The organism is Reichenbachiella faecimaris, from assembly GCF_900176375.1.
Lineage (GTDB): Bacteria > Bacteroidota > Bacteroidia > Cytophagales > Cyclobacteriaceae > Reichenbachiella > Reichenbachiella faecimaris.
Map to the genome: position 1 here is coordinate 995537 of NZ_FWYF01000001.1, position 26320 is coordinate 1021856.

Genomic DNA, 26320 nt, shown 5'->3' on the forward strand with positions numbered 1-26320 from the left:
CAATAATTGAGCGATTATTAGTTTAACCGCCCGATCACCTCAAACTTATCAAACACTTTTTCAGTATGAGGTGCATCAGCCAGTTCTGGTGTCAGGTCCTGTCCTGCCCAGTGTTCATAGTGCTGCCCTTCTCTCCAGAGTCTGGATTTGGTTACATCATAGATTTTTCCGTTGAAAGCCACCCAGATTTCGTCTCGATCCTGGCCGTTTCGTAGAGCGAGTTGCTGGCGAGTATAGTTGGGCAAACTCATTAGTTATCTAGTGTGACTACTGTAATACCTGCGCCACCATGTTCCACATGTTCATCCTTGGCGCTTATCACCTTATGGTTTTCACGGAGAACGTTTCGCACCAATTCTCTCAGTATTCCATGCCCCTTCCCATGTAAAATTTTCACCTCATTGTGTCCCAGCATCAAGGCATCATCTATATAATATTCTACCTTTCCTATTGCTTCTTCAGCTCTTACACCTCTGATATCAAGGGTGGGACTGAAGCTGGCCATTTTATCATTGAGGTTGATCCCAGTCATTTGCTGTACGCGCTGTTCGGTTGACTTTTTGAATTCTTTTGAAGAAATTTTGGTGAGGTCATTCAGCTTTACTCTCGACTTCAAACCTCCCAATAGCAGCTCCACTTGCTTTCCTTTTATCCTTTCCACTTCGCCCACTGCTCCTGATTTGAGCTGTACCTTGTCTCCCACTTCTATCGGGCTCGTGTCAATCTTTTTTTCTGGTGCTTTTTCAGCTTTTGATTTTACCACTTTTTCCGCATGATCCTTCAGTGCCTCTCTGGCCTGTGCAGTCCGTTGTTGGTCGGCCTTAGATTCTTTGATGGCTTTGATGGTGGCCTCAATTTTTTTATTAGACGACTGAATGACGCGTGCGGCCTCTTCTTTGGCTTCTTTTAAGACTTTGGTTTTTTCCTTATCCAGATATTTTTTGAGATCCTCATAGTCCTTGATGGCCTCAGTCAGTCTCTTATTCTTAGCATCCAGAGACTTCTTCTCCTTTTCTATTTGGTTCTTTTCAGATTCCAATTCGCTAAGCAATCGATCGAACTGTACGTGTGAAATTCCTGCTTTTTTCTTTGCTCTGTTGAGCATTTCAGGATTCAATCCAATCTTCCCTGCGATTTCCAAAGCAAAAGAACTTCCTGGCTTACCGATTTCCAATTCATACATGGGTTCGAGTCTTTTGACATCGAATTTCATAGCAGCATTTACAATACCCTTCTCTTTGTCTGCCACTTTTTTCAAATTGCCATAATGAGTGGTAATGGCACCAAACGCTTGAGCTTTATTTAATTCCAACAGCACCACTTCAGCAATGGCTCCGCCAAACTGAGGTTCTGTACCCGTACCAAATTCATCAATCAAAAAGAGTGTATTTCTTGAGGATTGCTCCAAAAAGTGCTTCATGTTCGTCAAATGCGAACTATAAGTACTCAGGTCATTTTCAATAGACTGCTCATCTCCAATATCAATAAATACTGAGGAAAAGGTTCCAAACTCTGAACTTTCAGAAACTGATACAGGCAAACCACACTGTGCCATATATTGCAATAAGCCAATGGTTTTAATGCATACTGACTTTCCACCAGCATTAGGGCCAGAAATCAGCATGATTCTCTTTTCTCTCGACAGAGAAAGGTTCAAAGGCACAATCTTTTTATTTTGTTCTTTGAGAGCTGCTTCCAATATGGGGTGGCGGGCTTGTTGCCAATTGATTTTTTGATTTTTGGTTAGCTCTGGACAGGTACAATTGAAATCAATGGCAAATCGTGCTTTGGCACGTATAAAATCCATGACACCTAGTACTTTGATTGCTTTTCTAACTTCTGGCAAGTTTGCCCTTAGTTGGTCGGTAAGTACGGTTAATATTCTTACGATCTCTCTTCGCTCAGCATATTTTAGCTCTCGAATTTCATTGTTAATTTCTAACGCTTCTGCAGGCTCCAAGTACACGGTCTGACCTGTGGCTGATTCGTCATGAACAAACCCTTTGATATGGCGCTTGTGCTCGGCTAATACCGGAATTACCATTCGGCCATCCCGAATGGTCAGAGCAGGTGCTTCAGGACAATAGCCATGCTTACTGGCCTCCTTCAGTATTTTATTTACAGCAGTTCTGGCTCGCACCTGACTTTTAGAAATGCTACTTCGGATGGACATCAACTCCTGACTTGCATGGTCTCTCAACTGTCCTTTCTCATCGATTTTGCTATCCAAAGACAGGTAGAGCGTATTATCCAATGCGATATGTGATACTCTACTGGCCAACACTGGGTATTCCTCCTCATGCTGATCAAAAAAATCAAGCATCTTCAAAAGTGTATCGAGCACCAACTTCACATCAAAAAAATCCTCTTCATCCAAAAAGCTCCCAGGCACTTCTGATCTTTTAAGTGCTGGTGAAACATCCGTATAGTTGGACTGAGGAAAGGGTGAACCACTGGTTAAAATCTTGGTAAATTCACGAGTCTGATCCATCCAGTCATTGATCTTGGAAGTATTAGTAGTTAGCGTCAGGCGATCAACAAAGTCTTCACCCAACGTACTCAAACAGCGATCCTTGACCAACTGCCTTACTTTGTCAAAGCCAAGTTTGACCTCTATATCTTTAGGGTAGTAGTTCAATTTATTTGAGGGAGTCTTGGGTTATTTCTGCAGGTGCAATGTTTTTATTTCTAACGCGCAAGGAGTCTCTGGAAATGAGCTTGGCTCTTTTACTTGGGAGTGTGGTATTTTTTATCGTAGGTTGTGTCTCTATAAGAGGAATGTTCTCTTTGGCCTTTAGCACCTTTTCTTTAGGGAGGGATTTAAGGGATTCTTTCTTGGCCTCTTTTATTTTTTTGTCGGGAAAATCTTGAAGTACGGCCTTCTCTACCAGTGCACTGTCCAGTACTGCCAGCTCTGATTGTTTTTGATAGCCTCGTTTCTGAATCAGATTTAAACTATCCACGACCACACCATAAATTTGATCCAGCAGCTTTGGATTGGTTAAATAATACTGATAACTATATTCATAGTATTCTTTTGATACATCATATTGTTTAAATATTTCGCTTTCCAATGTGTTGTATATGGCATAAGCAGAATCATTAGTCACTCTGAGCTTATCCACTCTGGCTTCTAGTATATGAATATCTATCAACAGCTCAACCATCTGTGAAGAAGGAATTGCTGGCTGCTGATCTACTGTAGAACTACAGCTAAATCCTACAATAACATTTATTAACAAAAAATATTTTTTCACAAACCCAAAATATTAAGTAATGGCTTAATTTTAGCGCCTCAAAAGTACAATGAATGAAGGACATCCTCAAGAAGCTTAGGAAATACGAGATCAGGATCAGGAAGGCTATCAACTCCCAGATGCAAGGGGATTTTCATTCGATTTTCAAAGGTTCGGGATTGGAATTTGACGACGTCCGCTCTTATCAATATGGAGATGATGTACGAAGCATTGACTGGAATGTTTCTGCTAAGGGTCATGGAACCTTCGTAAAGACCTTCAAAGAGGAAAAAGAACAAAATGTATTTTTCATATTGGATGTCAGTGCCTCTCAAAACATTGGAAAACAAGGACAACAAAAACTGGATATTGGGAAAGAAATTTGCGCTTTGCTTTCTATCTCTGCTATAAAAGAAAATAGCCAGGTGGGTCTCATTTGTTTTTCTGATCAAAAAGAAAAGTACGTTAAGCCTGGAAAAGGCTTGAAGCACTCTTTCAATATTGTATCTAATGTCTTCAATTTAGAACCCCAATCCAAGCAAACAGACTTGGCCAAAGGCATACATTTCACCTTGAATTTGCTCAAACGCAAAAGTGTAGTCGTTCTTATTTCAGATTTCGTAGATGAAAATTACGAGCATAACCTCAAAGCACTGGCTCGGGCGCACGACTTGGTAGTCATACAGGTCTCAGATAAGCGAGAAACTTCTTTTCCTAATCTCGGGATCATTCCGCTTCAAGATCAAGAGAGTGGAAAGACCGTATGGAAGAACACTTCTTCAGGTTCTTTCAGAAGATTGCTCAATCAAACTTATGGCGAACGTCAGGAAGAACTTCAGAAATTTTGCTTGAGAAACCAAGCCAACTATGCCAACATCCGTACAGATGAAGACTATGTACCTAAGCTCATCAGATTATTCAAAGTCAGAAATAAAATGAGAAAAAGTGGGTAAGCGTATTTCTGCAAGCATATTATTATACTTTATATTTTCGATTGCATCTGCCCAAGAAATTTCACCTTATGGCAAATTTCTTAAGGACAGCGTGATGGTCGGAGAAGAGGTACAGTATTCACTGTCCGTGAAGTACCCTTTGGATTGGCAAGTTGTATTTCCTGATTCTACCTACAACTTTGAGCCTTTTGAGTATTATGGCAAAACCTTTTTCCCTACCAGAACAGATAGTACACATGCCTTTGATAGTGCGGTATATACGTTGTCCTCTTTTGAAGTTGATCTGGTACAAAAGCTGCAAGCTCCCATCTATCTTCTGAATGGAAATGACAGTACAATCATTTTAGCAAATCCTGACTCGGTGTTTTTGAGGGAATTGGTAACCGTAATGCCAGATTCGCTAAAATTCAAAGAAAATTTAACCTATCAGGCAGTGAATTATGCCTTCAATTACCCTTATCTCATGATAGGTCTGGGGATACTGCTTACACTGTTTATTGGTGCTTTTTTCCTTTTTGGCAATGCCATTAGAAAAAAAATCAAATTGCATCGAATGAGAAGGGCTTACGAAAAATTCTCTTTGGAATTTGAAAGAGGCATTATCAAAATCAAGCAAAGTGAAACCAATGCACAGTTGATAGAAAAAATATTGGTGACTTGGAAAAAATACATGGAGAAGCTCGAAGATCGGCCATTTACCAAGTACACTTCCAAAGAAATATTGAAAGTTGGCTTTGAAAAAGAACTAAAAACTGTTTTGCAAACGATTGACAGGTCTATCTATGGTACCATTGGGGACGAAGAAATGCACAAAAATTTTGAAGCGTTAGAAGACTTCACATTGGAAAGATATCAAACTAAAACCAAGGAGGTGAAACATGGGTGAGCAACAAGGCAATACAGCCAACTGGTTCTCTTTGGACTGGTTCAGACCAGTAACCTTCTCGAATTTTCAGTGGGAGAACCCAATTCTTTTTTATGCCTTTTTATTGATCCCTCTATTTATCCTTATCTGGTGGGTTTGGAGTTTGAGTAAAAAGAAAAATCTGGCCATTGCTCTTGTTAGAAAGGATATAAAATGGAGCGCCTCATCTCTACTTAGACATATCCCTAGCCTTATCTTTTTAGTTTTTGTTTCGCTAATCATAGTCGCATTGGCTCGTCCACAAAAAACTAACGAAAAAGTGGAGCAATGGACAGAAGGTATTGACATCATGCTTGTCATAGACATCTCTGAATCTATGCAGATAGAAGATTTTAAGCCAAATCGACTGGAAGCAGCCAAGGATGTGGCTCGAAAGTTTATTGCAGGCAGATTTCAAGACAGGATAGGATTGGTAGTTTTTTCTGGAGAGGCTTATTCCAGATCTCCACTGACTTCCGATTATGATTTATTGGGTGAATACATTGACGGAATTTCGTTTGATTTGATTGAAAAAGGAGGAACTGCTATCGGGAGTTCTCTGGCAGTGGCCACCAACAGAATGAGAGAATCAGACTCTAAATCTAAAGTGATGATTTTGCTCAGTGACGGAGACAATACAGCGGGGAATATAGACCCTATTACAGCTGCAGAACTGGCAAGCGCTTACGATATCAAAATATATACCATCGCGATTGGCAAAGAAGGTAAGGTACCGTTCGGCAAAGATTTTTTTGGACGTACCAGATATGTTGAAAATACACTTGACGAAACTACCCTTCGCAAGATTGCAGATATAGGTCATGGGCAATTCTACCGTGTATCTGACAACAAAGCACTAGAAAGTGTATTTCAGTTGATTGACAAGTACGAAAAGGCAGAAATTAAAGAAAATCGCTTCAGAGACACAACAGATTTTTATCCCATTTACCTCAAATGGGCCATTGTCTTCTTCCTATTTTGGATGATGCTGAAGTCAACATTTGTCAGCAATGTGTTGCAGGATTGACCCGTTGAATGAAGTTTAATTTTCAGTTCTTAACTGCTGGAAGAAATACTGAGAATTTTGTTCCCGCATTTGGCTTGCTTTTGATTTTGATATAGCCATGAGACTTTCTTACAAATTCCTTCACCAAATTCAGTCCTAACCCACTTCCCTTTTCATTAGCCGTACCTCTGGTGGTTTCTATCTCACTAGACGATACCAGTGAATCCACTTTTTCTTTGAGCATCCCTACTCCTTCGTCCTTGCACCTCAGCTCTATCATGGCTTCACCAGATTTCTTGTTTTTTGATTCATCAGCGTTCAGCACAATGAGGCCACCTGTTTCAGAGAATTTTATGGCATTCGAAACAATATTTCTTACAATAGACATCAGTGCTTTACGATCAACATATACATCTAAGTAGGGTGGCACCTTATTTTCTATCACCACCTTTTTAAAATCTATCTGATGGTGAAAAAGGTCTAAACAATCCTTTACCACCTCGCCTAATACTACCTGCTCGGGGTGAAATTGCAATCCACTTTGCTGTGCTACTGACCAGGTGATCAAATCATCTGTCAACTGCTCCACAGAGTAGGCACAATTGCTCAGTTCAGACAGCAATCTGGCTTGCTCCTTTTTGTCTTTGAAAAAATTCTCATTCAGCATGTGCACCAGCATCTGGAGATTGCCCAAAGGTGATTTGATATCGTGAGCAATAAACCCAAAGAGCTTGTTTTTAGTCTCATTGGCATGATCCAGAAGTACCTTGTTCTTATAAATTTTTACAAACAGGTAGATCACAACTGTCAGGAAAAGAAACATGATTCCTCCAATGACATATTGCAACTTAATAATAGATTGTTGAGCGTCTAATTCCTGCGCTTTGATTTCATTTTCTTGCTGAAGATGGAGGTTCTCTTGTTCTTGCTTTTCAAATTCATATTGACTCATGATTTGCATGAGTTGGTCATTCTGGTTGGAGGCATTTAGTGAATCCTTGGCTACAGTGTATACTTTGTGCAGGTTATAAGCACTCTCGAATTTGCCCTCTAGTGCAAAGCATTCTGCTTTAAGGTTTAGCACTGTGGACAACTCTCTAGACTCACCAGTCAATTCAATCAGTTCAAGACTCTGATCAAATCTTTTGTGTGCATTGGAGAATTCACCTAATCTCATATGGCTCTCTCCTGCACAATAATGGACAAATATCAGTCCCGAGTTAAAGTTGTGCTTAGTAAGAATTTCTTCCGAGGTCTTGAGGTATTCCAACGCATTTTTATAGTCTGAGAGGCGCAAATAGGCCTCACCAATATTCGCATACGTGATACCTGCGTCCACTTCATTTCCAATTTTCAAATTGATAGACAAAGATTTCAGATAGAATTTAATAGCTTCTGAATACTGCTCTTTAAATGACCTTACAACTCCCTTGTACTCATAAGAGCTTGCCATGCCTATTGAATCTTTCCCAGCAATGGCAATGGCCAATGTTTCTTCATAAATATTACTCGCCTTCTTGAGCTCACCTGTACTTACATAAATTCCGGCCAAAATATTGGATGCACTTACCAGATTGGATGTGTCCTTCAAGGATCTGAATAAGTCAATACTCTGAAGGATATTTTGAATCGATTTTACATTGTCACCATATCTCCACAGAATATGAGATTGACCCATCAGAGCCCGTGCTTTTGCGCCCTTGGCATCATGTGCTTTTGCATTCCTTAGCACTAGTTGATAGCTACTATTGGCCTTTGAAAAATAGCCCTGCTTGTAGAATATATCACCTATACGGTTATGAATGGACAAATAACTATTTAGACTACTATCACCCTCTTCAAATAATAATGCTTTGTTGTAAAGCTCAATTGCACAATCATAATTCAATTTTTTCGCACACGAGTCTGCCAAAACGAAGTAGTCTAAATGGGTGTGACTTACCGCGCTTACATAACTGGTCTTAAGAGAAAAAAAACATGTCACACTCAAAAGCAAAAAGCTCAACCTCATAGCACAGTCAAATAATTATTAGTCTAAAAATTACTTAAAAAAGAATAAAAATAGACTACATAATCGACTTACCTGATTATTTATTTTGGGTTAAAGGCTCTGAGGAAGTTTTCATTCTATTTATAATTTTCCCACCATTCTGATTTTTTTGTTTCAGATGGAATAATCAATACATCTCCCATTATGGGCGTATGGGTCTGCAGATTATTCAACTGTGCCGCTTTTATGAATCGTTGAATGGGGTCTTTCCATAAGTGCAGGGCCAAATTAAATTTACCCCAATGAATGGGCATGGCAATCCTTGCCTGAACATCCAAGGCAGCCTGAACAGACTGCTCGGGAAGCATGTGAATGTCAGGCCAATTTTCTCTGTTGTAAGCGCCACACTCCATCAGTGCCAAGTCAAACCCTCCAAATTTCTTCCCAATCTCCTTGAAGCCAGGAAAATACCCTGAATCTCCGCTGAAATACAGCTTCTGACCACTTCCCTCAATCACCCATGAGCCCCATAGGGTTGTAAACTTATCAGTCAATCCCCTTCCAGAAAAATGTCGGGTGGGCGCAAATGTCAGCTTGACATTTTCATCCAAACTGGCTTCATCCCACCAATCAAAAGTCTTTATGTTTTCGGCAGATATCCCCCAACTTTCTAAATGTGAGGCTACCCCAAGTGGTACGTAAAACAATTTGACTTTATCCTTTAGCTGGGAAATTGTAGGGTAATCCAAATGGTCGTAATGATCGTGGGAAATGATAACCAAATCAACATCAGGCAATTGATTCACATCCATCTGATGACTGAAGGCAAATTTCTTTGGTCCCATGAACGAAAACATGGAAGCCCGCTCACCAAAGACAGGATCAGCAAGAATAGTCTTTCCATCAATTTTAATCAGCGCAGAAGAGTGACCAAACCAGCTCAACATGATTTCATTCTCATCTCGATCAATCCATTTCTGCGCATCAAAGGCAAAGGTTTCTATCTTCTCCTCTGGTTCTCTCCCTTTCGTCTGAGTCGCAAATTGATACATCACCTTGATATATTTAGAGATTGGGAACTCAGTATCTGTTTGAACAGAATTATAAAATTTCCCATCCCTGTATTGAGGCGAGGCCTTTACTTCTTCCAGGCGTTTGCCAGATGCGGGTTCGCCAATTTGAGGAGCGGTTTTAAAGAAAACTACTACCAGTATCCCAACGGCCAATACAGCCAAAAAAATGGTTAATAAAGTCATTTTTAATATTTTAAACATTTCAATTATTTTTTAATTCCGTTCCACAAAACATCAAAAGAAGTTTGAATCATTTCCTGATGTATTCGTCCATCTTGTGTACTCAAGTATTGGATGATGGCATTAAACTGACTGGTGAATACAGTAATCAAAAATTCAAATGGCTGATCTATGATCACTCCGTCTTTTGCAGCCTGTTTCATTACGCCTTCAACAAATTGATGCTCCTCCTGAAGCTCTTGCACTGTGAGTTGTGAGATATAGGGCGAGTTTTTGAATTGCATCATGAACTTGAACTTGTCTGGATTGCTGATTCCCCAACTCACCACATCTACCCAAAAACCATTTAATTGATCCTTAAACGAAAGTGCCTGATCCGCAAAAACCAGATGAAATGCCATCATCTCTCTTTTGATTTCCATATAAATGGAATTCACTAATTCATCTTTGGACTTGAAGTACAAAAACAAAGTACCCGTACCTACCCCAGCATCCTTTGTGATTTTTGTGGTAGAAGTATTTTGAAAACCTAGCGAACAAAATAATTGGATGGCAGAGTGAATGATTTTTTCTCTTTTTGTCATACTGAGTGATTACTCAGTCAATAAACGAAAAGATTAAAATAAGGTTCAAATCAATTTCAAAAAATCAAATAATGTTCACTTCAGGAATTATTTCAATATTAAACTTCTTGTTGACTGAAGTTTTGATCCTCATGGCAAGGTCTTTTATCTCATGGCCTGTACCCTGACCATAATTGACTAATACCAGGGCTTGGTTCTTATGCACACCTATTTCTCCTTCTTTGCTTCCTTTCCAGCCGCATTGCTCTATCAGCCATCCGGCAGGCACTTTCACCTGACCATCTGGTTGTGCATAGCTGGGCATATTGGGATATTTCTTTTTTAAATCAACAAAATGATCAACGCCAATCACTGGGTTTTTAAAGAAGCTGCCAGCATTCCCAATCTCAGCTGGGTTTGGCAATTTTGACGCTCTGATCTGAATTACAGCATCACTGACCTGCTTAATCGTAGGATTAGATATGCCCTCTTGAGCGAGTACATCTGCAATGGCACCATAGCTGATATTGACTTTATGCTTCTTCATCAACTTCAAGACAATGGAAGTAATGAAATACTTGCCCTTCAAGTCCTTTTTAAAGATGCTCTCGCGATATGCGAATTCACAATCTGAGTTCGTGAACTTCTCTTCTTCTAATGAAGCTAGATTGATGGCTTCAAGAGACTCGAATACCTCCTTTATCTCTACACCATAAGCTCCAATATTTTGCATAGGTGCTGCGCCTACTGTCCCAGGAATCAAAGACAAGTTTTCAACTCCTCCCCATCCCATTTTGATACAATACAGCACCAAGTTGTGCCATACCTCTCCTGCACCTGCCTCTACCCATACAAAATCCTCATCTTCATCCAATTTTTTAATTCCCGTCACCCTATTAATGATGACCAATGGATATACATGCTGAGTAAATAATACATTCGACCCTCCGCCCAAAAAAATTGGCTCCAAATCTTTGTCTATGGCCCATTCAATGGCCTCCTTAATTTCCTGATTATTAGTCACTTCAATCAATTGCTGAGCAACTGATTCTATTCCGAAAGTATTGTATTTTTTGAGTGGGGCTTGCTTTAAAATATTCGGCATGAAAGATCGATAATTCGAAAAAGTATAATTCTCTCGTGCAATTTACCCAACCAAAAAAATTATCTCAGTGATTCCATTAAAAATGTTAAAAAAACGACCGTTTGGGGAGTCATATTTTCGTATTTTTGGCAGATTTTATTCGGGTAAATCGTGTCCTACAAATGAATTTTGGACAGGTGCCAGATGAGCAGTTTTCTCAGGCAATTTCGGAACCCGAAAAAAGATTAATAAACACGTGAAATGAGCGAAGAAAAGAAGAAACCGAGCGGAGCACAAAAAGGCGACTACTCAGCCAGTAATATCACAGTACTTGAAGGATTAGAGGCCGTAAGAAAACGACCAGCCATGTACATTGGCGATGTTGGATTCAAAGGACTCCATCACATGGTATGGGAAGTAGTAGACAACTCAATTGATGAAGCCCTAGCTGGACATTGTGACACCATTACTGTAACTATTAATGAAGACAATTCGATTTCTGTCTCAGATAATGGTCGTGGTATTCCTACTGACATGCACGAAAAGGAAGGCCGATCTGCTTTGGAAGTAGTAATGACCGTACTTCACGCTGGCGGTAAGTTCGATAAAGATACCTATAAAGTTTCTGGTGGACTCCATGGTGTGGGTGTATCATGTGTGAACGCACTGTCTTCCATGCTAGAAGTGACCGTCCACAGAGGTGGTAAAATATTTAAGCAAGAATATTCAAAAGGTGTTCCGAAGTATTCTGTAAAGGAAACTGGCAAAACGGATATCACTGGCACATTTGTTCATTTTCTGCCAGATACTGAAATTTTCACGGTAAGTGAGTATAAATATGAAACTGTAGCTACCAGACTTAGAGAGCTTTCATTCCTTAATGCCGGAATTAAAATTAATCTAACCGACAAAAGAGAAAAAGACGAAGAAGGAAATTTCATTGGAGAGGATTTCTTTTCTGAAGGAGGGCTTGTTGAATTTGTAAATTATCTAGATGGATCAAGAGAGAAGCTGATTCCAGATCCTGTCTATATGGAGGGCGAAAAAGGAGATATTCCTGTTCAGGTGGCTCTTACCTATAATACCTCATATACAGAAAATGTGGTTTCTTATGTGAACAACATCAACACGATCGAAGGTGGTACTCATGTAGCTGGTTTTAGAAGAGCTTTGACCAGAACGTTGAAATCGTATGCGGACAAATCAGGTCTACTCGAAAAGGCCAAGGTAGAGATCGTAGGTGATGACTTTAGAGAAGGCCTTACCGCGATTATTTCTGTAAAAGTACAAGAGCCACAATTTGAAGGTCAGACTAAGACGAAATTGGGCAACTCAGATGCCATGGGTGCTGTGGATACCAGTGTCAGTGAAATTCTGAACAATTATCTCGAAGAGCATCCAAAAGAAGCTCGTCTGATTGTACAAAAGGTCATTTTGGCTGCACAAGCCAGGCAAGCTGCTCGAAAAGCGCGTGAAATGGTTCAGCGAAAAAATGTCATGTCTGGCACAGGCCTACCCGGTAAATTGGCTGACTGCTCGTCTAGGGATGCGGCAGAATGTGAGCTTTATCTAGTAGAGGGAGATTCAGCTGGTGGATCAGCAAAACAAGGTCGAGATAGAAAATTTCAAGCTATCCTTCCACTTAGAGGTAAAATTCTTAATGTAGAAAAAGCACAAGAGCACAGAATCTACGAAAACGAAGAGATTAAGAATATGATCACTGCCCTGGGTGTGAAATTTGGAACTGAAGAAGATCCAAAGGCACTCAACATGGAAAAATTGAGATATCATAAAGTGATCATCATGACGGATGCCGATATTGACGGCAGTCACATTCGTACGTTGATTTTGACCTTTTTCTTCAGATATATGAGAGACTTGATCGACAATGGCTATTTGTACATTGCCCTTCCTCCTCTTTACTTGTTGAAAAAAGGAAAGCAGGAACGTTATGCCTGGTCTGAAGACGACAGAGAAAGAGTCACCAAGGAATTGGCTGGCGACGGCAAAGAAGACGCTGTAGGCTTGCAGCGTTACAAAGGTCTTGGTGAAATGAACCCAGAGCAACTTTGGACAACTACTATGAACCCTGAGCACAGAAGTTTGAAGCAGGTGACCATAGAGTCTGCTGCTGAGGCAGATCACTTATTCTCAGTGCTTATGGGAGACGAAGTGGCTCCACGTAGAGAGTTCATTGAAAAGAATGCTAAATATGCTAAAGTGGACGTTTGATCCAGTTTGGGCATCCATAAAAAAGGCTTTCAGAAATTCTGAAAGCCTTTTTTATGGATTAGTCTCTATGTACTACTGTTTTGAAATATCAGCTTCATAAGAACAACCATCTTCATTGTCTTCCCAGGATACACTACCAGAATCACCAGATACACTGTAGCTAATTTCTTGACAAGAAAACTCACCTGACCAACATAAAAAAAGATCAGAACCAATTGTGTATCCAAATCCCGTTCTTTCAGGTTCATTAGCAAATGTCCCATTGAAAGCACCCGTGGTTTGAAAGGTGTACGACAGACAATCTTGCTCGCACGTCCCATTATCCGAAGAATCATCACAGCCAGTGGCAGACGCACTGTTTGATATCCAGGTACCTACTAATTCACTGGGGAAACCTACTAAAGCAATGACACCTTTATAGGTACACCCATCTATACTATCAGTCCATGTAATTTCGACAAGATCCCCACTAATGGAATACGTGATTTCATTACAAAAGCCAGAGGAATCACACAGTTTCAGTGTATTGTCATTGGCAGTTACGGTTCCGCCTATTACTTCATTGTAAAACTGTCCAGTAAAAATACCGCCTGAGCTAAATGTAACAGTCAGGCAACCCACAGAGCAAGAACCATTATCACTCGCAGTCGTGCAACCCGTAGAAGTCAAATCCACAGAGCCCCAGGTACCTAACAACTCTTCTGGAAGATCGCCAAACTCCGAACCATTTTCATCATCTTCACTGCATGAGGAAAAAAATATGATACTTAAAATTAATAGAATTGAAAATTGATTTTTCATACGGATAAGTTTTGGTTAAACAATTTCTAAAACTTCACACTACTAATGCTAAAGTCTCAGAAGCGTTAGTCTCGGACTAAATTTAGTCAATCTCAATCTATCTTCATAATTCCGATCAACAAGCAAGCCCACCCACAAATCAACAGCAGACCGCCTACTGGTGTGATCGCTCCTAACCAACCCATATTGGTCACACTCAGCACATACAGCGAGCCACTAAATACAACTACTCCACCAGCAAAGCAAAAAGTCGCTCTTTTAACCCAAGGCCCTTGAAGCTTTTCAGCTAGCATACCAACTATCAGCAATACTATCGCATGATAAAACTGATACTTCACAGCTGTTTCATAAACATCCATTCGGCCATTGGTGAGCAAAATATCTTTTAATGCATGAGCGCCAAAAGCACCTATCATCACAGATAGCAGACCCAATACGGCACCACTTACTAATGCGTTTTTATTCATTTTTCTAAAGTTTTATCCAAGTCTAGCAAGAAATGATCGAGTACTCCTTCTGTCACATGATCCATCACTACAATTTTCCACCAGGATGGCGCATCGTGATCATCAGGTACCAGGAAATACTTTTCTGCTAAAGCATGATCAATCAGATCTGGCTTCAATGTGACAATATTCATTTTAGGATGTCTGTAAAACACAATGCCACGCTTAGCCAGTTGCTCGCACAGCCAATCTGTCCTTTCAAGCAACTCCTGAATCTTGGAAGTCCATCCGTCAGATCCATAAGCACGCAATATCATCCAAATCGCCACGGCATTAGCTCCTGATCTACTTCCTACAAGCGTATAGTCCTTGCCCTTTACGTAATTGGCCTCTTTCGTCATGGCATATTTGATGTGGCCTTTTCTAATCAAAGCGATCCCAGTGCCGTATGGAGACAACAGCATCTTGTGAGCATCAAGGGAAAATGAAAATACATGTTTGTTTTGAAATGAATACAAAGGGTCACGAGCAGAAAATGGGTAAATAAATCCACCATAAGCGCCATCTACATGAATTTTAAAACTCAATGCCATGGACTCAAATAAACTGACGGCAGCCGCTATATCATCTACAGATCCAAACATAGTGGTAGACATGTTCATCACCAGGATAAAGTGTTTAACACCCTCCATTTTGGCTTCTACCAGCTGCTGCTCTAAGCCAGCCAAATCTATCAATCTACTCTCACTGTTTACTTTAGCAACAATGGACTTTACATTCAGCAGATTGGCACCCTTGGGCATGGAGTAATGCGCATCTTCGGAATAGACCATAGCGATCTGTTGATGTGCTGCATGGCATTCCTCAATGAAGTAATTTCTTAACACCCAAAATGCCTGAATATTCGCTTCAGTACCACCAGATGCTACATATCCATCCACAGCATCAGGTAAAGCATCAAAAATTTGAGTTGCACAGATTTCAATAAGCTCACGCTCTAATGCCTGTGTACCACTAAACACTGGCTCAGAGTCTCCCATCGTATGGCAGCCAATATGATTGGGATTAGCAACCATGGTACTCATAAATGGAGCTTCACTTAGAAAGGGGGCGTCAGAATAAAAAACCTTGGGATCCAGATATGAAGCTGGCAAGCCAATAGGTGGAGAGTCCCTATAGTTCAAATTTTTGCCAATGGCGCTAAAGGCTATATCTCTAATCCTTTGTCTGCTATATTTTTCCCAATGCATAAAATCGTTTTCCTTTTTTTTTTGCAAAACTACACATCAAGTCATTTGGCAAGAATGATCCTTATCATAAAAACTATCAATCCAGAAAATATGCCTCCTACTTTCAGATTTTCAAGAATTACCTTCTTCATCTGATTATACCTATTTGCTTTCATTGAATTTGAAGTAGTCTTTTGTCGTTTTATCAAAATAATATTTTGTTTTAAAAATTAACTCGAAAATGTCGGGAAAAAGACACTATTTTTTTACGGTATTTAATGCCGAATAGAACTGTAATATGCTTCAATTCAATAATAAAATTTTGCCGTTCTCAAAACTCATAATATTTAATTGGTAAAAATTAGAAACAAGTCAAAAACAGCCTTTAGTAGCCCAAATTAGTACTTAAAAAATAGTAGGGGGATCATTTTCATTGGCTGTTTAGGTGGTGTTAAAGGTTAAATTCTCAATTTGTTGATGCACGGAAGGTGGATCTGACAATAGAAAAGCGAGCTTATGAGTGTCGCAGTCTTACAGATTAAGAAGTCAAACATTTAACATCCATTTTGCTGGTTTTTCTATTGCTAACATTTGAGGAAAACTGGCACCAATTACATGATTGGGTTAAACGAAATTCAATCAGTAATTTTTCTCATAATAAAAAAAACGAGGTTTTGGTTTTCCTCGTTTTTTTTTATGTTTATCCCATGTCAGTTCTTATTCGAGTCCTACTTTGTGCTACGCTATTATTACCCGCTACCGTCTATGGTCAGGATGTCATACTTCGAGTAGCAGTGGCCTCCAGTCTTATGCCTGCCATGGAAGAAATCAAGGGCGTTTTCGAGTCAAGGTATGATATTACTCTAGAACTGATTCCTGGTGCCTCAGGCACCCTTACCAATCAAATCATGCACGGCGCACCCTATGACTTGTTTATTTGTGCCAACGAGCAATATGGCCAACTTTTATTTCAGAAAGGCTTTTTGGAAGAACCACCAAGAGCATTGGTCAAAGGCTCATTGATCCTTTGGTCAGATCAACCCATAAGCAATTGGTCTACTGACAATACAGACACTTTTATTCTGCATGCAAAAAGCTCAGATGTACAAACCATAGCAATAGCCCAACCACATCTGGCGCCTTATGGAGATGCAGCTGAGGCATTTCTCATTGAAACTGGAATCCTAGATCAAATAAAACCCAAGCTGATCTATGGAAATAACGTATCCATTACAAACCAATATATTTACACGCATGGTGCAAATATTGTAATCACGTCTCTAGCCTCCAAAATAAAACTCGAATCTAAAGTTCCTGAATATTGGTATTCACTTGAAAGTGATTCAAATTTGGTTCATACCATTTGCAGGATAAAAACTAAGAATGAACAATCCGTAAACTTTCAGAGTTTTCTTCTGGATCCAGGTACAAACTCAATTTTCAAGCAATATGGATATACTCTAATAGTCCAATAAAAAAATAGATTTAATATATTTAATCTACAAAAAATACAATTCAACAATCATTCATCGAGTTTTTTAGGTGATTCGTAGGAAATACTCTTAGGTATTTAGGGGAATACTTGTATTTTGTATTTAGAGCACAATACGGATGTTCAGGAACAAATTCTGAATTTATTTTGTAACAAGGTTTACTTGAAAAGAATTTACTTAGATGAAAAGGTGGAAGATTATAACTGCGTTTTGTTTTACGATTTGTTATACATGCAGTGCATATAGTCAAAGTGGCCCAGGTGGCGTCAGCACTCCTACCAATAATATATTTTGGCTGCGATCTGACAAAGGGTTGACGTATGATGGCACCAATAACGTAACCACTTGGTCTGATCAGGCCAACAGCCACGACGCTACTAACAATAACACATCTACCAATCCTTTTTTTGATGTATCAGTCAATATTGGATCCAATAGTGAGCCTGCTATTTTGTTTACTTCTGCCAGTACGGAATATTTCGACCTAGCAGATGACGCCAGTATCAATACCTCAGGTGCCACTGCTCGTACCATTTACTTTGTATTCAAAACCGGATCAGATGTAACTACCACGCAATACCTTTATCAACAAGGAAACTCAACTGATGGTATGTATGCTACCATTTCAGGGGGAGTGTTTACAGTAGGCATATATAGTAGCTCATCAAATCATACTATTTCTTCCGCTGCATTAAGTACTGATTCGGATTATATCGTGGGCTTTTCTTATGATGGTGCATCTGGCACCTTAGATCTATCATTAAATGGTACTTCTTCAACGCAAGTTACTTCTGTCTCCGCATCCATAGCTGCACATACAGGCATTCGTATAGGAAGTGACGTTGGCAATTCAAATTTCATGAACGGGCACATAGCTGAAATCATCTACTATGATGTGGTTCTAAATGAAGGAGAAACTCGTGTCCTTGACAATTACCTGAGTGAAAAATTCGGGATTACAATTACAAATGATCATTTCAGTGCAGCAGGCGCTAATTACAGATTTAATTTAGTAGGAATAAGTCGAGTGAATACTGATGAACACAATGCCTCTACTGGACAGGGAGGTTCAATTTATTTATCTGAAAATGGCGCTGATGCCCTGTCAGATAATGATCACATTTACGTTGGTCACAACAACAGCAATTTGAGTTCAACCTCTGTTGATATGACCGGCATTGCAAATACAGAAAGATACAACAGAATTTGGCATCTAGAGAAATCTGGAAACGTAGGAGTTATTATTGAATTCGATTTGATCGAATCAGGACATTATACGGACGTTAGTGGCCTTACAGCAACAGATTTCAGTCTAATGACCCGAGCCGGAACCTCTGGAGATTTTTCTCAAGTCTCCATGGTGACCAATCCTGTTTTTAATGGAGATAGAATCCAATTCACACTCACAGATGCCGAATTCGCCAGTGGATACATCACTTTGGGAGTTCCTGCGACCTCGAAAAAATGGTATGTCATAAATTCAGGGGACTGGTCATCCACAAATACTTGGACATTAGATCCTGCAGGTGCGATTTACAACAATCCTGATGGTTTGACCCCAGACACCTCACCTACTGCAGCTTCTGATATTGTGACCATTTTATCTGGCAAAACAGTCCAAGTGGGCAATGGTGATATGTCTGGCACCTTGACCAAGCTGATCGTCAATGGCACGCTTGATTTTGGCAGCAGCACAGGGCATGGCACAGTCACAGCTCTAGAAGGATCAGGCACCATCAGATTGAGTGATGATATTTTACCAACGTTCACTGATGCAAGTGTCTTTACTAGCGAAGGCGCAGGCGCAGGTACAGTAGAGTACTATGGCTTGAGTGATGTGGACTTAACCCCAGCTTCTGGTCTGACAGCCTTCTACAATTTGGTGCTTAATTTTAGTTCTTCTGCTCAACACCTCATTGTAACCAGTGACCTGACCATCAACAATGACCTAACAATTACACAAGGAGATTTTCAAATCAATGACAATACAGCTACCACCAAAATCACAATTGATCTGAGTGGTGATTTAAGTGTAAATACTAATGGCGAAATTTCAGTAGGAACTGGTGCTATTGCTGTACCAACCGCGCCTAGCGATTACCACGATACATACCATAGATTGAATATATCAGGGGATTTCATCAACAATGGAACCGTCAACTTCTCCAACCTACCAGGCTATGATTTTGCTACCTTTCCTACTGATGGAGCCGTTACCGTCAGGTTTACAGGTCAAACAGACAACACACTAACATGTAATAACACGACCAACTTCTATGATTTCATGTTGGACAAAGGAAATGATCAAACCTATATCCTTACAGTAAACCCTTCAGCAGTAGGAAATTTCAGAGTCTTTGGCAGAAACGAAATAGGAACTAGCCCGAATAGCCCTAACCCAAATTTAGGTAAACCCATATTTATTAAAAACGGCACATTACACCTTACGGGAAATACATTTATTCCATCCCTATCAGAGGGAGATACAAATCTAGGAGAAGGAGGAAATGGTTCCTGGATTATCCCAGAAACTGGGGCATTGTGGATGGATGGCCCTAACGTAATCGTATGGGGCACAACCTCTGACGAAAATGATATCGTTGCTATAGATGCCGGGCTAACAGCAGGTGATATAAATGGTGTGAGAACTGGCCCTGGTCAACAACAAACACCTCTCATGATGGGAAAATTCAGACTTACAGATGGAGTGTATAAGGGGAATGCTGCTCCTGGTTTATTTTATTCAAGTCAAGGAGCTGCCCATTTACAAATCGAGGGAGGGGCCATGGATATCACCCAGTTAAGAAATCAGGGAGGTGCAGCCACTGTGGTCTATCAACAATCTGGTGGTGTGTTGACCGTTTTGGGCGACACAGAAGGTGGAAATAATTGGAGTACTACTTCAGGGATTTTTGATTTCATTGCGGATGATGGTGTATTCAATATGTCTGGCGGCAGTATCATTATCAAAGACTACAATGACATGGCCGACCCGGGAGAAATCAATGGCATCAACATTAACATTCCAGAAGGCAACTACAGTGTCACTGGAGGAACTATCGCAATTGATATAACAACTACTCTCCCCGCAGAAGGATTTGAAATTGCATTTGCCCCAAACTTTTACAACCTAAATATCCTTAATGACGAGGCTCAGTTTGTAGATTTTCAATCAGACATTCGCATAGCCAATGATTTCATTCTTTCAAGTGGAACAGAAAGCCGACTCAATGGCAATAACCTAACGATAGGTCGTAATTTCAATATAGCAACTGGATCTACTTATACACAAGGCGGAAACAACACAACCTCTTTCAACGGCGGTGCGGCACAGACCATTACACTTGCTGGTACTTATGGTGATTTCTATAACGTAACAGCTTCTGGTGCCGGCCTTAAGACCATCAGCAGTGGTGACATGACGATCACCAACGCACTCACCATTGAATCTGGAGCATCTATTGACAATGCGAATCAGGATATCATTCTTCAAGGCGCGCTGTCAAACTCTGGAACCCACCAAAGTACTGGCACAGGTGCGTTAGAGTTCAGTGGTGGTTCTGGCACCTATACAATAAGTGGAGATGACAATGGTGTATTAGGCAATGTTACATTAAATGACGCAACCAATGATGTTAGCTTCTTGGCAGATCAGGCAGTCACTGGCACATTAGACTTTGCACAAGATCAGTTGCTGGATATTAACTCCAGTAAACTTCGTATGGAAGGAGCATCTGCGTCCATTACTAATTACGGAGCAGCCAGATTTGTCCAAACAGATGGTAATGCTTCTGACGGAGGTATTGAATGGTATATCAGCGGAACAGGCTCAATTACTTTCCCTATTGGGACCGACGCCAACAATCAAGATGTCACTGACGGCTCAAGGTATACACCAGCCGTCATTACCATTGCCACTTTTACTGATGACGGATACATCCAAGTCAGTGTGGCGGATGATGAAATTCCATCTGCCGACCCCCCTGGAGGCGGAATATTGAGCTATTACTGGAGAGTCAATCATTCTGATTTTGGTACAGTACCAACCATAAGCTCTTATGTTTTTACACATGATGAAGTCGATTTGGATGGTTCGGGAACTGGCAGCTGGAGATGTGGAAAAGGACTTGCCGAGTCACCATTTACAAGATCAACACAAAACGACTACACTGCAAGTACAAATGCTATAAAATTTGACAACTCAACCGTGGATTTAGACCGTGCCTATTACGGGGCTGGTCATAACAATAGGTTCAATAATAGCCCTACCATTTATTACTCCAGGCAAGATGGAGATTTTAATACAGCATCTACCTGGTCTAGAAATGAGCAAGATGGGTCTGGGACACAAGAAGTTCCTACAGAAGGGAGTGTAGTGATCATTCAGTCCAACGGTGCAGGAGACTCACATAGAGTCAATGTTGTTGCAGCTATCAACGACCTGGGTGCAGTTGTTTTCGATCATGATTATACCACCTATCCAGATGCACTATCAGAAGATATTCCACGCCTTCAATTTTTGACCGCTGGAACTTTTAACGTAGGACTGGTTTCAGGTACTGGTATGGTTTCCTTTGATGCGACACAGGCCATTACTGTTAATGGTGACTTTGGTGACTTTGGTGAAAATACTGATTCCTATTATTTGTACTTTGGAGGTACGGCCACACTGAATAACATCCCAACACCCATCCCTAACTTGATGGTGGAATCAGCCACTTATACTATCGATCAAAATATTACCACAAATGCCAATGTCGTAGTCCAGGGAGATGGAACCATTATCCCTGTTCAAGACATGAATATTGGTGGAGATCTGATAATAGGCACATGGATAGGAGGCACCTTCCAATTCCCTAATTCGGCTCCGGCCGTTACAGTTACAGTCAATGGCAACATTGACTTTACGGAAGATCCTTTTACCAATCCTCAAGATAGAGATTTGATTGTGGCGGACGCAGCCACTGACTTGGAGCATACTTTGATCTTGCATGGTGATATCATACATGGAGCAGAAAATGGGCATAGTCTGGATCTATACAATGCTAACAACACGAGGCCAAGAGTAATATTGGAACTACAAGGAGAAAGTGATAATAATTATGCAAGAACCTCAACCTCCGTCCCAGACCTCTATAGGATCGTGATAAACAAAGGGAATAGTCAAACCAATTCTTTTACGTTCAATGATGACTTTACGATCAGTACGCCAACAGCCTCTGTTCAGCCAATCGAGTTGCAGAATGGTGTATTGGTAATCAATGACACAAATATTGGAGATGCCAATGACATTGTGCTGACCAACGAAACAAATGATACTAATTTTGATATACCATCTACTGCTGGATTGCAGATAAGTGCAGGCACCATCACAATCTTAGGGGATGATTTAGGTATTACATTAGATGGCGCCATCACGCTGGATGGCACAGGCATATTGGATATGGATGGAGGTAACAATAATTTCATTCAATATTCAAGTTCTGGCTCTGCAAGTATAGACCTGAGCGGAACTGCCCAGCTTCTGGTAGGATCACAAATTCGAGAATCTGCTATTACCTCTGGTGGAATATTGGACTACACACAATCTGGTGGTACAGCACTGATTGGCACAAATACTGGAGGTACTCCTACGACAACTAAACCAATGTTTAAAGTCTCAGAGACAGGCAGTTCATTTAATTTCACAGGTGGTACGCTCATCATTGCCAACCATTTGGCAAATACTTCAGTTCCGTCTTTATTTCTTGATCCTGCTTCCTCAAGTATTGGCACAGGCACCACCATTCAGTTTGGCCACACTTCTACATCATCAGGCTCTGAGGACTTAACAATCAAAAGTACAATTAGCCTATATGACCTCGTGGTTGATAATTCTTCAGGAACGTCAGACTACCCTACACTGAGTTTATTGAACACATCGTTGACACTGAACAACGATTTGACCATTGAAGCAAATACAACCATGGATGCGTCAGGGCTGGCCTTGAACATTGCTGGCAACTTTACTAACAATGGCACATTTACCTCTAACACCAATACCACTACATTCAATGGCTCAAGCACTCAAATCATTACTGGAGCTACTACATTCTATAATTTGAGTAAAACTGGCGCAAACACTGTCCAGTTGGCCAATGACTTGGTTGTTCAAAATAAATTGGATATTACATCTGGTACTTTAGATGACAATGACAATAACATTACTGTTTCCAGTACAGTGAACAATACTGCCATTCATACCAATACGAACATATCCAAAACCAACAGTGGTATTATTCTGGCTGGAACAGCCCCTCAAAAAATAACTGGAACAGGCACATTTAGTAGAATTGAGGTAAACAATGCTTCAGATGTAACGATCAATGACGATGTAATAATTACAGAACAAGTGCGGTTGAATACGGGCTCTTTAGATATTCAAGGTTTCCAATTGACCATGAACGAAGACGCTACCTTTGTAGACGCCAGTGGGGGCGGATTTTCTTCTTCAAAAATGGTTCAGACTAGAAGAAGCTTTACTGATGCAGGGGTAATCAAAGTTTATAATGGAACCAGTGCAAGTCCATTCACCTACCCTATTGGGTCTGGCAATAAATACACACCAGTAGTCATTACACTCACACAAAACAGTGAAACCAATGCGACCATTGCCGTAAGAGCTGCTGATGAGCCACACCCCAACGTGCAAGAAGATGTAGACAGTCCTGAGTTTGTAGATGCCGACAACGTGCTTCAATACTACTGGGAAGTGACCTCCAACGGCATGACCGACTTTACTGGCAACTTCACATTTACCTATCACGGCTCAGACGCTTATGTTACTTCTCCATTTACACTAGATGATTATAATACAGCCAGACTTTTGCCAGATGACTCAGATACATGGAATAAGTTAGAAACTGGTTTTAATTACCAATCTAGAGATGGCTCAAACACTTTATCATTTGACATTAGCAGTTCATCAGGTGATGGAGAGCTTGGGGGTGACTATACTGCTGGTGTAGATGGTGCTGTGCCCGATCAGGTTCAAACTGTAATTTCGAATGTGATGGGAGGCACTGGCAATTGGACTACAAATGGCTCATGGGATACCAATTCTGCCCCAAGGGGTGCCATAGTGGAAATACAAGCTGGAGATGAAATCATCATGGATGATTCAGACCTTTTAGCATACAAGACTGTTATTGATGGTACACTGACTGTTTCGGCATTAGCCACTAACGCTCGATTAGGAAGAGTTTCTGGCACAGGTACTTTGGTAGTTTCTGGAAGTGGGAACTTACCTGCTGGTATTTATGATGATTTCTTTAATTGTTCTACAGGAGGAACATTAGCTTTTAATGATGACGATGACTATACGCTACCAGATCAGATTGCAAATCTTCGAAATCTACTGATTGATGGGATAGGCACTAAATCCTTCCCTAATACGGATATCACAATTTGTAATGATTTAGAACTGAGAGGAGGAACTACACTAAACAATGACTTCAGTGTAGCAGTAGAAGTATTAGGAAGCGTGACCCTCACCAATGGTATTTTAGATTTGGGAAGCAACACCACTTTCACCGTCAATGGTGATGTCACCTTGACTGCTGGCACGATTGAATTAGGCAATAATGATTTGATCATTTTAGGGGATTTGAATCTTGATGGGGGCACGTTGGCTTTAGGAAGCAATGGATCAATAGACTTAGAAGGAGACTTGACCATAGCTGGCGGCACCATTTCAGGGGCTAATTCCTGTAATGTCAATTTCGCTGGAGATATCACAAAGTCGTCTGGTAGTTTTACTGTTGATGCAACGACCAACACATTTACTGCAGATGGCACTGCCAATCAGTTTATAACAGGTGACTTCACTGGCAGCTCAGCCTTCAATCGTCTGACTGTAAATAAAGCATCTGGTAACTTAAGCATCATAGATGGTGGCAACAATGATGTGGAAGTGGATGGTATTTTGACATTGACTGCACGAAACATAGTTACAAATGCATCAAATACAATGACCATCACCTCAACAGGGAGTATATCTGGTGGAAGCTCCAGCAGTTATGTCGCTGGCCCACTGACCAAGAATGGCGTAGCTGCAAGTGGAAATTTTACATTTCCTGTTGGCACGAGCGGCAGGTATGGTTATGCTCGTATAGAAAATGTAGGTACGGGAGGACAAAATTGGACAGTTGAATATTTCGGATCCAATGCCAATGACGAACAACCCATTGATATAACTACCAATCCTGGGTATGGTGCCATGGTTGAGATTAGTGCGATAAACACTTGGATCATAACCCCAAGTGGAACCAATAGTGCCGTGGTAGAATTAGGTGTAATAGCTGGAATGGGAGTAGATGTGATAGAAGACGTAAGAGTGACTATATATGATGGCCCTTCTTCTGGCGAATGGGTGAATCTTGGAGGGTCTCCTGCTGGCGACGAAACCAGTGGTTCAATCACTTCTCAAGTGGCTTCAGACTTTTCGTCCAGCACTTTTTCATTCGGGGGCATTACTCCAGTAGCACTTCCGGTAGAATTGGTAGAATTTACCGCAACACTGAATGATGGTCAGGTAGACATAAATTGGATCACTTCATCAGAGCTCAACAATGACTACTTTGAAATCGAAAGATCAGCAAATGGCGAAATGTATGAAGTCATTGGAGAAGTGACAGGACAAGGAACTGCTAATGAGATCATTCATTATAGCTTCGTAGATGATCGTCCCTATTTTGGAATCTCTTATTATAGACTGGCTCAAACCGATTTTGACGGTAAGAAAACAACATTTCCGGCTGTAACTGTCAACAACGATTCATTCAAACAGGGTATTGAGACCACTGTATTTCCAAACCCGGCATTCTCATATAATGTCAATCTTAGAATCTCAAGTGGTGATGAAAATTCATTGGTTAAAGTGCTGCTCTCAGACCTATCTGGCAACTTCGTTTATATGGAAGAGATCAACCCAAAACTAGGTACAGCCGAGTATCAATTACGCATACCTTCTGGTCTAGATGCTGGTATTTATTTAATGACCATCCAGCAAGCCCATAACCAAAAAATCGAAAGATTAATTATCAAGTAAATCGTAAAGCAAGCATGTACAGACGGTATATGCTGCTTTCTT

Annotated in this window: 16 protein-coding genes; 6 read left to right on the forward strand and 10 right to left on the reverse strand. The window is 40.6% G+C overall.

The window, feature by feature from the left end; genetic code table 11:
- Positions 1-17: 17 nt before the first annotated feature.
- From B9A58_RS04165 to B9A58_RS04175, 3 genes are read right to left on the reverse strand one after another with little or no spacing between them, the layout of a single operon-like run.
- The gene (locus B9A58_RS04165) at positions 18-251 is read right to left on the reverse strand and encodes a cytochrome b5 domain-containing protein (RefSeq protein ID WP_084371156.1); all 234 of its coding nucleotides are present in this window, start codon (positions 249-251) and stop codon (positions 18-20) included.
- On the reverse strand, positions 251-2638 hold the full coding sequence (locus B9A58_RS04170; RefSeq protein WP_084371157.1) for an endonuclease MutS2: 2388 nt from the start codon (positions 2636-2638) through the stop codon (positions 251-253). Before B9A58_RS04170 ends, B9A58_RS04165 begins: the two co-directional genes overlap by 1 nt.
- A gap of 1 nt (position 2639) precedes the next feature.
- The gene (locus B9A58_RS04175) at positions 2640-3257 is read right to left on the reverse strand and encodes a DUF4296 domain-containing protein (protein ID WP_084371158.1); all 618 of its coding nucleotides are present in this window, start codon (positions 3255-3257) and stop codon (positions 2640-2642) included.
- 53 nt (positions 3258-3310) lie between these two features.
- On the opposite strand from B9A58_RS04175, the gene B9A58_RS04180 reads away from it, so the two are divergent.
- The 3 genes from B9A58_RS04180 to B9A58_RS04190 are packed head-to-tail and all read left to right on the forward strand — an operon-like array spanning position 3311 to position 6120.
- Positions 3311-4189 (forward strand): DUF58 domain-containing protein, encoded by an 879-nt coding sequence (locus B9A58_RS04180; RefSeq protein ID WP_084371159.1) that lies wholly within the window; start codon positions 3311-3313, stop codon positions 4187-4189.
- Entirely contained in the window at positions 4182-5075 is an 894-nt protein-coding gene (locus B9A58_RS04185; protein WP_084371160.1) for a hypothetical protein, read from the forward strand. Before B9A58_RS04180 ends, B9A58_RS04185 begins: the two co-directional genes overlap by 8 nt.
- Positions 5068-6120 carry a vWA domain-containing protein gene (locus tag B9A58_RS04190; protein WP_084371161.1) on the forward strand — a complete coding sequence of 351 codons (1053 nt, stop codon included), beginning with the start codon at positions 5068-5070 and terminating at the stop codon, positions 6118-6120. Before B9A58_RS04185 ends, B9A58_RS04190 begins: the two co-directional genes overlap by 8 nt.
- 22 nt (positions 6121-6142) lie before the next feature.
- On the opposite strand, the gene B9A58_RS04195 is transcribed toward B9A58_RS04190, so the two are convergent.
- The 4 genes from B9A58_RS04195 to murB all read right to left on the reverse strand — a co-directional run bounded on the left by B9A58_RS04195 (position 6143) and on the right by murB (position 11010).
- Positions 6143-8011: an ATP-binding protein gene (locus tag B9A58_RS04195; protein WP_176214670.1), complete on the reverse strand. Its 1869-nt coding sequence runs from the start codon at positions 8009-8011 to the stop codon at positions 6143-6145.
- Positions 8012-8226: 215 nt separating this feature from the next.
- Positions 8227-9363: an MBL fold metallo-hydrolase gene (locus B9A58_RS04200; protein WP_084371163.1), complete on the reverse strand. Its 1137-nt coding sequence runs from the start codon at positions 9361-9363 to the stop codon at positions 8227-8229.
- A gap of 5 nt (positions 9364-9368) precedes the next feature.
- Complete coding sequence (locus B9A58_RS04205; RefSeq protein ID WP_084371164.1) at positions 9369-9926, reverse strand: TetR/AcrR family transcriptional regulator; 558 nt, start codon at positions 9924-9926, stop codon at positions 9369-9371.
- 64 nt (positions 9927-9990) lie between these two features.
- Positions 9991-11010 (reverse strand): UDP-N-acetylmuramate dehydrogenase, encoded by a 1020-nt coding sequence (gene murB / locus B9A58_RS04210; RefSeq protein WP_084371165.1) that lies wholly within the window; start codon positions 11008-11010, stop codon positions 9991-9993.
- A 240-nt stretch (positions 11011-11250) separates the two neighbouring features.
- Between murB and gyrB the strand changes: the two genes are divergently transcribed.
- Entirely contained in the window at positions 11251-13221 is a 1971-nt protein-coding gene (gene gyrB / locus B9A58_RS04215) for a DNA topoisomerase (ATP-hydrolyzing) subunit B (RefSeq protein ID WP_084371166.1), read from the forward strand.
- Positions 13222-13293: 72 nt separating this feature from the next.
- On the opposite strand, the gene B9A58_RS04220 is transcribed toward gyrB, so the two are convergent.
- The 3 genes from B9A58_RS04220 to B9A58_RS04230 form a co-directional block, all read right to left on the reverse strand.
- On the reverse strand, positions 13294-14022 hold the full coding sequence (locus B9A58_RS04220) for a hypothetical protein (protein WP_084371167.1): 729 nt from the start codon (positions 14020-14022) through the stop codon (positions 13294-13296).
- Between the two features lie 92 nt (positions 14023-14114).
- Positions 14115-14489 (reverse strand): DUF423 domain-containing protein, encoded by a 375-nt coding sequence (locus B9A58_RS04225; protein ID WP_084371168.1) that lies wholly within the window; start codon positions 14487-14489, stop codon positions 14115-14117.
- Positions 14486-15745, reverse strand: a complete 1260-nt coding sequence (locus tag B9A58_RS04230; protein ID WP_317042052.1) for a pyridoxal phosphate-dependent decarboxylase family protein — start codon at positions 15743-15745, stop codon at positions 14486-14488. The genes B9A58_RS04225 and B9A58_RS04230 overlap by 4 nt, the downstream gene beginning before the upstream one ends.
- 659 nt (positions 15746-16404) lie before the next feature.
- Here B9A58_RS04230 and modA point away from each other — a divergent pair.
- Both modA and B9A58_RS04240 read left to right on the forward strand, forming a co-directional pair.
- The gene (gene modA, locus B9A58_RS04235; RefSeq protein ID WP_084371170.1) at positions 16405-17172 is read left to right on the forward strand and encodes a molybdate ABC transporter substrate-binding protein; all 768 of its coding nucleotides are present in this window, start codon (positions 16405-16407) and stop codon (positions 17170-17172) included.
- A gap of 199 nt (positions 17173-17371) precedes the next feature.
- Entirely contained in the window at positions 17372-26278 is an 8907-nt protein-coding gene (locus tag B9A58_RS04240; protein WP_084371171.1) for a T9SS type A sorting domain-containing protein, read from the forward strand.
- Positions 26279-26320: the final 42 nt, after the last annotated feature.